This window comes from Endozoicomonas sp. Z74 (genome assembly GCF_057680865.1).
Map to the genome: position 1 here is coordinate 1 of NZ_JBLYZI010000158.1, position 9,105 is coordinate 9,105.

The 9,105-nt window shown below is 49.6% G+C and carries 8 protein-coding genes; all 8 read right to left on the minus strand.

Going from position 1 to position 9,105, the window contains the following annotated elements:
- Positions 1 to 336 precede the first annotated feature (336 nt).
- The 8 genes from ACNRUY_RS24995 to ACNRUY_RS25030 all read right to left on the minus strand — a co-directional run bounded on the left by ACNRUY_RS24995 (position 337) and on the right by ACNRUY_RS25030 (position 9,102).
- A complete protein-coding gene (locus ACNRUY_RS24995) occupies positions 337 to 891 on the minus strand; it encodes a BPSL1445 family SYLF domain-containing lipoprotein (protein WP_488114390.1) in 555 nt (184 codons plus the stop codon).
- A gap of 107 nt (positions 892 to 998) precedes the next feature.
- Positions 999 to 1,454 (minus strand): Lrp/AsnC family transcriptional regulator, encoded by a 456-nt coding sequence (locus ACNRUY_RS25000; RefSeq protein ID WP_488114391.1) that lies wholly within the window; start codon positions 1,452 to 1,454, stop codon positions 999 to 1,001.
- 62 nt (positions 1,455 to 1,516) lie between these two features.
- On the minus strand, positions 1,517 to 2,785 hold the full coding sequence (locus ACNRUY_RS25005; RefSeq protein ID WP_488114392.1) for a serine protease: 1,269 nt from the start codon (positions 2,783 to 2,785) through the stop codon (positions 1,517 to 1,519).
- Between the two features lie 201 nt (positions 2,786 to 2,986).
- Complete coding sequence (locus tag ACNRUY_RS25010) at positions 2,987 to 6,250, minus strand: S41 family peptidase (protein ID WP_488114393.1); 3,264 nt, start codon at positions 6,248 to 6,250, stop codon at positions 2,987 to 2,989.
- Positions 6,251 to 6,472: 222 nt separating this feature from the next.
- Positions 6,473 to 7,408 (minus strand): CBS domain-containing protein, encoded by a 936-nt coding sequence (locus tag ACNRUY_RS25015; RefSeq protein ID WP_488114394.1) that lies wholly within the window; start codon positions 7,406 to 7,408, stop codon positions 6,473 to 6,475.
- A 239-nt stretch (positions 7,409 to 7,647) separates the two neighbouring features.
- Positions 7,648 to 8,151 carry a GNAT family N-acetyltransferase gene (locus ACNRUY_RS25020; protein WP_488114395.1) on the minus strand — a complete coding sequence of 168 codons (504 nt, stop codon included), beginning with the start codon at positions 8,149 to 8,151 and terminating at the stop codon, positions 7,648 to 7,650.
- Positions 8,152 to 8,530: 379 nt separating this feature from the next.
- A complete protein-coding gene (locus tag ACNRUY_RS25025) occupies positions 8,531 to 8,866 on the minus strand; it encodes an MBL fold metallo-hydrolase (protein WP_488114396.1) in 336 nt (111 codons plus the stop codon).
- 89 nt (positions 8,867 to 8,955) lie between these two features.
- Positions 8,956 to 9,102 carry an integrase core domain-containing protein gene (locus ACNRUY_RS25030; protein WP_488110674.1) on the minus strand — a complete coding sequence of 49 codons (147 nt, stop codon included), beginning with the start codon at positions 9,100 to 9,102 and terminating at the stop codon, positions 8,956 to 8,958.
- Positions 9,103 to 9,105: the final 3 nt, after the last annotated feature.

The window sequence follows — 9,105 nt, forward strand, 5'->3', positions numbered from 1 at the left end:
TGATTAGTATGAATCATAAGGGTTACCTTTTTACGATTTAGATTTCAGTGATTTCACCCTCTATCTAAATCGGTAACCCTTCCCTTTTTTGAAGAGGGAATTGTCAGATCAGATCTGAACTAATGCATATAACTTCTGAGTCTATACCCGTCGCCTTTCAAGTTGCTACTTTGTTGGCTGCTCTCGCTCACTCCAGTCACTTAGTTGATCTAAGCCCCTGGGACCCGAGGGCCTAAAAGTTTCACTCTTTTGCCGCCGTGTAGCACCTTGAAATCCTTTGGGTATATCTGGCAGCCTGTTGTTGTTTGGCAGGCTGCCTGGTAAAAGGCACTGAGCTTATTTTTTGATCTTGCTGATTTTTGAACCTTCCAGGGTCAGGTTATACATCAGTCCTTTGTTGTCCAGAATAAAGCCGATGATGGGCGCTTTGGCGGTTTCCGTGCTGATGGAGCCTCCGGCACCAAATTCGGCAATGGCTACGCTGCCATCAACACCGGCTTCCCAGCCGTCCCGGTTGCGAAAGTCCTTCAGCGCTTTGTCGGTCATGAACATAATGACCTGGGAGCGGGCCTGTGCTCCCAGTTGAAAACCCACCGATGCGGAGACGGTATTGTAGTATCCAGCCGTGCGGTTTTTGACCAGAAGAGCGCCTTCCCCATATTCCCCGCCAACCACAAAACCGCCTTTCATAACCGTGGGAAACACCAGAACGCCTCTGGCTTTCTGGCCTAATTCCCTGGCGGAAGGGCGCTCTTTATACAGCTTGTTAAGTGTGGCTTTAACTTCCGCGTCCAGCTCCTGCTTTGAGGCGGCTTCGGCAGTGGTCAGGTGGCCCAGAAATGGGATGACCAGGAAAAGGGACAAAAAGTATCGGCTGAAGGAAATCATCATGGGGGTCTTGAGCTATGAACGGATGGGAAGGAATTTAAGGGGCATTTAACTCCACAGTGGCGGCTGAATCAATCCTGGAACCGGATTAATTGTTGAATGTCGTACTGCTATAGAGGTAATGCAGTCGTATATTTGATCTGCTCCATGGCAAAGCTGGAGGTGACGTCTGCAAGACCCTCAACGGAATTGACCAGTTCTTTATAGAAACGGTCAAAGGACTGGATATCCTTTACTACGACTCTGAGCAGATAATCGTATTCACCGCTCATCCGGTAGCACTCGGCGATTTCCGGGTAACTGCCAACGGTTTCGGCAAATAACTCCAGCCACTGACTGTTGTGGTGGTGGGTTTTAATGTTAACGAAGACGGAGACCCCCAGGCCGACTTTGTCCGGGTTGATCAGTGCCACCCTGCCGGTAATATAGCCTTCCGCTTCGAGCCGTTTGATACGTTTCCAGCAGGGAGTGGGGGAGAGGCTGACCCGCTCAGACAGCTCAGCCAGTGAAAGAGTGGTGTCCTGTTGCAGTTGCTGAAGGATTTTTCGGTCAATGGTGTCCATCATTTTGTGGAAGAGCCTGCCTGAAAAGCCTTATTCAAGCAGACTGGGCCAGTGAAATACAGAGGTTATAAGAAATCAGGAAATTTGTTCAATTTTTTATCTTCATAGAAATTGATCAGGTAGTCACATTTCATATTGTCTTCAATGAAACACCGACCAAAATGCTCAAAGCTGGATAGCCGGGTATAGGTTCCCGGCTTATGCTTTTTGGCACAGCGGTCTCCGGAGGATACAAGGCCAATGACATAAGGCTCTTTTATTCCCGTCTTTTTATTCCTGTGCATTTGGAACAGGGGCCCCCCACTGTCTCCCTTACAGGCATCTTTCATGTAATCCGGAAGATCCGCTGCACAGATTTCTCTATCTGATACACTCACCCGCTTGTATTCTTTAAAGGGATTATAGAGTTCATTGCATTTACTGCCAGAGATTAAACGCAGGGAAGCGCATTGCAGTTGATCGGCATAATCTCCGGAAGCCTTTGTTTTTCCCCATCCACATACTTTTGCCTTGAGCTGTCTTTTTTCAATGTCACTGTCGCTGATTTCACGCCACTTTATTTTTACTGGAGGAATTTCATCAATGGGTCTTCTCAGTCTGATAAAAGCAATGTCGTTTACCATGGTCATTGAGGAGGGTAATGCCTGGAGATTGTGGAACTCTCTGGGCTTTTTGTCCCCGGTATCAAAATAATTGGGGTGCCTTACATAAAGATTCGTTGTTCTTTTGATCAGCTTGTTTGTGGCCGGATTGATAAAAGTCAGTTTTACGTATTTTTTGGTGTTTTCCGAGACATTTCTTTCCAGGCAGTGGGCTACCGTCATTGCCCAGTAACGATGAACCAGTACGGCAGAGCATTCAAAATCATCGGTCGCAGAGAACCTGGATTTTACAGTTGTTGTTATTAGCTGGGTGAGGGGGGTAACGGTCATCGTATTATTGGTTAGGCCTGTGGTTGTGGCTGGCAATGTGGTGGTGGTTGCAGTGCTTGATGCTGTGCTTGGTTTCGGGGCCGGTGTGTTGTATTCAAAGTCTTTTTTATAACGGTCATCCCGATCAATTTGTTCTAGGCCACCCAGCCACGGATAGAGTTGCCATAGTACAGATTGTCCACCCGCTACACGCTTGACTCTGGCATGATCCGACTCACCATCCAGAACCAGGTCATCGTCGCTTTCATGTCCAAGACCCGTTTTTGATGAAGGATCAATATTGATTAATTCAAAAAGAAAAGGATCCAGTTCCCGGTAGGCGTCTGCATACGTTTGATCATTGTCTTCATCCTTAAGGGGAGCCGCGTTCACTGTTTCGGAGACATTCAGGCTTATGGCCATGAAAAATAAACTGGTCAGTAAAAATAGAAGCGATGAGTGTTTGTTTTTTTTACCATTAGAGAAACCGCCTTTTTTCAAGGTGCCAAAGATGAACATAGCGCATTTACTCCTGATAAACAGATTCAGTACATTGTGCTCTAAGGCTATATCATCACAAAAATGAAATAATATTTTTTTGAAATGAACATCTATTGACTGATATTAATGATTGGTTATGGGCCCCTGGGGAGGAGCAGGCAGCTGAACAGGTTCCCTGGCAATGGTTTCCAGAAGTTTGTGGATGGCGGCGTCCAGCTGGGCATCTTTTCCCTGGTAAGTAGCATGGGGAAGGTTATCCACAGGAATGTCCGGCTCGGTGCCGATGCTTTCCGAGGCCCATTGCCGGTTCTTGAAGAAATGCCCGGCCATGGGCACGCTCAGAAAGCCCTGGTCAATGAGCGGCATAGTTGACAGCCAAACGTGCCCGCCCTTGGTTCTCTGGCCCAGGATCGGCCCGAGCTTGAGCGCCCTGATACCGTCTGCCAGCATCTCGCCGCTGGAGAAAGTGTGTTCATTCACCAGAACCAGAAGATGCCCCTGAAAGGCATATTGCATAATCCAGTGGTGGGTCTGGTTGCGTATGCTTTCAAAACTGTAGGCCTTGCGCATCAGTCGGCTGAGAATCCAGCTGTCAATACTGCCACCGGTGTTGTACCGTAAATCCAGTATCAGGCCTTCCCGGCGGTAAACCGGATAAAACTGTCGTACCCAGTCAGAAAAATCATCCGACTCCATTCCCCTGAGATGAACATAGCCAATTTTTCCTTTCCCTGTTTTTTCCACCCTTTCCTGGCGGGTGAACAGCCAGTCCTGGTAGCGCAGCTCACTGTTTCGTTGATCGGAAGCCGGGTAGACAATTTCCTTTCGAGACGATTTTTCTCCATGGCGCTGAAATTCAAGCAGTACCTGCTGACCCGCCTGATCCAGTAATAACACTTCTGGCCGGTTTTCCGCCAGGGAGTGGTTATTGATGGCCGTGAGAACATCCCCTTCCCGGATGTTCACTGAGGGCCTGGCCAGTGGCGAACGTTCTTCCGGGTAACTGGGGTCAGTCCGGTAGATACGTTCAATCCGGTAACCTTTGTCCTGTCGCGTCAGGACCGCCCCCAGCCAGCTGGTTTCCTGCCATATGGGGTTATACCGTTCAGCGCCTCCCCCCAGATACAGGTGCATGGTGCCAAGAACGTTGAGCATCTGGTGCATTACATGGTTGAGTTCACTGCGGTCGGCAACCCGGTTAACCAGAGGGCGAAACTGTTCAAGGCGGGCGTTCCAGTCTAGCTGGTGCATGCCCTTGTCATAGAAGTGGTTGTTATAATGTTTCCAGGTCTGATTGAGAATCTGGTGCCACTCATCCACAGGGTTAACGTTCAACTGCCACGGGTCAGAATCAATCCGGAAGGCATCTATGTTGTCACTGGCCAGCGAAACAGGAATCAGGTAAAGCTGCTCCCCTCTCAGCACCAGGAGCTCTTCCGTGTTTCGGGTCGTCTGGTAATGCCTGACATTGCTGACCAGGGTCTGGGGTTGTGCCTCCCGATCGCCAATGGGCAGAGCCTGAAGCCGGAAAATATCCTGAGACTGGGCACTTACAGGCTCCATCCATACCAGGTGTCCATCAGCAATACGCGTATCGGTGTAGTTGGCAGCAGGCAGTGGGAACCGGTAAAGGCGCCGGTCCAGGTTCTTGAGTTCTATGGATACATTCGCTGCCTGCTCTTCTTTTCCTTCTTCGTTTCCTCTGCCTTCTTCAGGCTGGAGTAACTCGTTGGGCTCGGTGTAGGGCCATTGGGCATCCGGGTTCATTGCCAGGGCAAAAATGCCGGTGTTGGTGTCAGAATAAGGTTCCTGCTGATTCTGCTCGAAAGAATGCAGCACTTTTGAACGGTAGTAGCGGCTGGAGTTGAATACCAGCCAGTCACCACTGGCACTCCATGTAGGGTTGGTGCTATGGACCCGCTCAGAGGTGATGGGCTCAATCGTGCCTTTTTGGAGGTGGGTGATCAATAATTGCACATTCTGGTTGTCGGATTCTCTGGCAAAGACCAGCCACTGGCTGTCCGGTGACCAGACCATTTCCTGGGGTGCGCTGCTCCCCCTGGTTTCCTGGTAAATTTCACGGGTTTTGCCGTTTTCCAGCTGAGTGATGAACAGGCTCCGCCGGGCATCACTCCATGCCACCATTGTGCCATCAGGGGATAGAACTGGGCCGGATGCCACCGATTCCCTGGTCTGGTGAAGTAGCCTGGGTTTGGCGCCCGGGGTTTCTGGCACTCTCCAGAAGGACTGGGATTTACCCTGTTCGGCCAGAACCAGAAGGTCTCTGCTGCCGGGTATAAAACGGGCGGCCTGGAAAAACAGTTTACTGTCCCAGGTGTCGTAGTGCTTGATCCGTCCTTTGCCGGTGGGCAGAGTGGTCAGCTTTCCCCGGGCGACCACGGCCAGTCGTTGGAGGTCTTCGGAAAGATCTGCACTGGAAAGGTACTTCATTGGATCACCCACCGGATAAGGCCTTCTCTGTTCAAAATCAGAGGCCAGCCGTATGTCCGGCCGGGTGCTTTTTCCTGTGTTCAAATCATGGAGGACGATGTCTGCACCGGACTGGTAAGCGATGGTGCCCTTATGCAGGCTGGGGGTGTACAGGTCGAATTGATCTTCATGGGTGTGCTGTCGGAGGTCTGCTCCCTGTTTGCCATCCTGGCCAATGCTGACAGACCAGAGGTTTTGAACCTGGTTTTTACCCCGGTCGCTGACAAAATAGAGCCGGTCCTGCCAGATCATCGGGTGCTTGCTGGTGCCCGGGAAGTCTGTGGTAATGCCCACCGCTTCTTTGCCCTTGCTGAATCGCCAGATGTTGAGGGCGGCTCCGCCCCGGTACCCTCTGGGATAGCTGGATTCATCCGGTTGTCGCACAAAGAACAGGTTTTTGCCCTCAGAGCCATAGGCGCCATCACTGGCCTGGGCCAGGGGAATCGGGCTTGACTCTCCCGTCTTGGTGTCCAGCAGAAACAGCTGCAGCTGGTCATCAAAGGCTGCGGATTTGCTGGATGCATAAAGAATCCGCTGGTCAGGAGACCACCCGCGAACCAGAGCCTGTTCCCCGGAGTAAGTCAGTCGTTTAGGCATCCCTCCATTGAAAGGGATGATATAGACCTCTCTTGCCCCCTCATACTCCGCGGTGAACGCAATCCATTGGCCGTCGGGAGAAACCGATGCATGAGTTTCCTCGCCATGGTTGGTGGTCAGGCGGGAAGCGGTACCGCCCTTTTGATGGACAGACCACAGATCGCCCTCTGCGGTGAAAATCAGCCGGTCATCATAAAGAGTGGGGTAGCGGTAGTACCCTTTCTGCTCCTGGTTCTGGCCTTTAAGGTTTGCTTGCGCATAGCTGGCCAGTAACAGCATCAGCAGTATTATTGTTCGCATTTTGTTCGCTTCGTGGGGGTGAGTGAGGACAAACGTTGCTCCGTTCTTCTTGAGTATTAACTTAGCAGTTTTATTGAGAGCTTATGGAAGAAAACGGGGCTGGCTGCCAAAGCGGGTATTAACAGACTGTGTTTCCGGGAGGGCGATGGGAAAGGGAAGAACAGAAGAAGTGAGCAGGGTAACCTTCAGGTTGCCCTGCTTTTGATTGGGAAGCACTGCCGGTCAGACATTGTCCATGGGAAGGAGGCCGATTACCTGCTGATTCTGGTCCTTGACCACCAGGGTGTGAAAGCCCTGGCTCTTCATCAGGGAACGGGCTTCTTCTGCACTGATGTTCTCCTGGACGCAGACCGGGGCAGCATTCATGATATTTCGGGCTTTAATGCCTCTCAGGCTCTCCGCTCCGGCCAGGTTCCGGCGAAGGTCACCGTCGGTGATAATTCCACAGAGACGATCGTCCTCCATGACCAGGCAGAGGTTGGTTCGATGGCTGGTCATGGTCTGCATGACCTTGCGCAGGCTGCTGTCGGGCGTCACCGATGCGATGTCTGTCCGGGTCATGACATCCCTGACCCAGACCATTTTCTGGTCACTGTTTTGGGCCTGGGGGGAGCTGAACATGCGTCGTCTGACCAGGGTTTCGGCCAACAGGTCTCCGATGGCCAGAAGAACGGTGGTATAAGTAGTGGGTGCCTGTTCGCGGTCTTCCCTGTCTTCCTCGACGCTGGCATCCAGAACAATATCGGCCTGTTGTGCCACAGGACCCAAAGGGTCTCCCGTGATGGCAATAACCTTGTTGCCCATCTGCCGGATGGAGGGGTACAGACGCAGGAGTTCTTCTGTTTTTCCGCTCCAGGACAGCATGACAATGACATCCCCCGGGCCGATCATGCTCAGGTTGTCCTGCCAGGTGTCCGCAGGATTCAGAATGTGGGTGGAAAGACCGGTTGCGTAAAGTGTTGCAGCAATTTTCTGGCCTACCAGGCCAGACTGCTTCATACCGAACAGAATGGCCCGCCCCCGGCACTCTGCCAGCAACTCAAGGGCGGCATTAAAGCTGCCATTGATGCGGGATTCAAGGGTCTGCAAAGCTTGAATCTGCCCCATCACACTGTTGCGCATGATGTCAGAAACCAGCTGGTTTTGATCTTTGTACATAATTATGAGGTGCCCTTATCTTGTAATCATTTTTTTCAAGTGTGTCACAGAGGGCCTGCAAGAAAATTGATCAGGGGCAGGGAATAGGGACATCCGGTTGGTTGGGGCAGAATGGGACAGAGAGATCTGCGACTTGGGCTGTGAGCCTTGAAAAGGTTATATCCGGAAGAGCCAAGTACTTACCCGATTAAGTTGAGATTACTCGTGGATTCAGAGCAGAAAATAGACTGTATGCCCGGTTAGTCAAGGTTGTTGGTTTTTATTACGTCTTTTTGCCAAAATTGAGCATTGCCATTTTTACTGTCTAACTGATATGGCTTAAAACCATGCTTGAGATATGCATTTTGCGCTGGCTTATTGCCTTCTAGAACCTCAAGTGTAATCTTGCAACACCCTTTATTCTTAGCTATTTCTTCGATTTTATTGATAATAATCTGACTTAATCTCTTACCCCGATATTCGCTTTTAACGGCAATGTCGTGGATATTAATTAAAGGCTTGCATTTAAATGTTGAAAATGCCTCAAAACAATTTGCAAACCCAGCAGGGTTGCCATCGACATAACAGAGAATGCTAAATGCATGTGGAATTTTACTGAGCTCTCTTGCCAAGTTCTCTCTAACATAGTCAGGTAATGGTTCATTTCCACCCATCGGGTCTTTGGCATAATCATCGAGCAATGAAATCAGATCATTAGCATGTTTTTTGTCTGAATAGTCTGCAATTAATACCTCTATTCGCATGTGTACTCCAAAAAATAAAGAGAGAACCCAGTTTTCCGAGTCTGGCTGGTTAATTAATCATTAGGTAAACCCCCGGCTATGCCGGGGAGACTCCCATAGGTTTGATCGAGGCTTCGGTAGCTGATCCTGCTAACTCCACCCTGAATGATTAATGGCTTTCCCTCACCCCGGCCCTCTCCCTCTGGGAGAGGGTTTGGGTGAGGGTTGGAGCCTGGATTCTTATCAGCGCCCTTGGGCACAATAAAAGCCCTTTGAGGGCGTCATCAAATAAGCCTCCGACTCCGCCGGAGGTCAATTAACTAAGGGTGTGCTTTATTCTATTTATTTGCTCAACGGGATTCATTGCATCTATGTTCCGGGACCAGGCAGAAAACTTAAACTATTGATGAACTAGTGATAAGCCAACACCTACATCCAAAACATTTACTGATTTTGATAGCTTAATTTTGTGCTCTAGACTTGTACAATGGCATGGGTGAATGTTGTTTATATCTTGTTCTTTGAAATATTTTAGTGTGCCTTCTGATTGAACCCTGCTAGGTTCAAGAAGATGAAATCCACCAATTACATCTAAAACTCTGCTATCACCACAGACTTTTTTTGCATACTCGATAATGTTGCATATACCAGCATGAGAACACCCTGTGATAATGACTAAACCTTGAGACGATTTGTATACTAGCGCTGAATCATCTTTAACGTAATCATCAATCATTGAATCAATATGTTCACATTATGGTGGACCCCATTGTCTAGACCACAAGATCCACTTTTTAAGTTATGTTCCGACTGTTGTTGAAGTCCTCAGCCAAAGTGTATTGCCTGAGGTGTTTTATAGTTCAGTGATTGATGTAGCCTTTCAGTATTGTAGAACTGGAAGTATTTTTCCAGCCCTTGGTACAGCTCGGCTACCGTTCTGAATTCGTTTAAATAGAGCCACTCATATTTCACAGA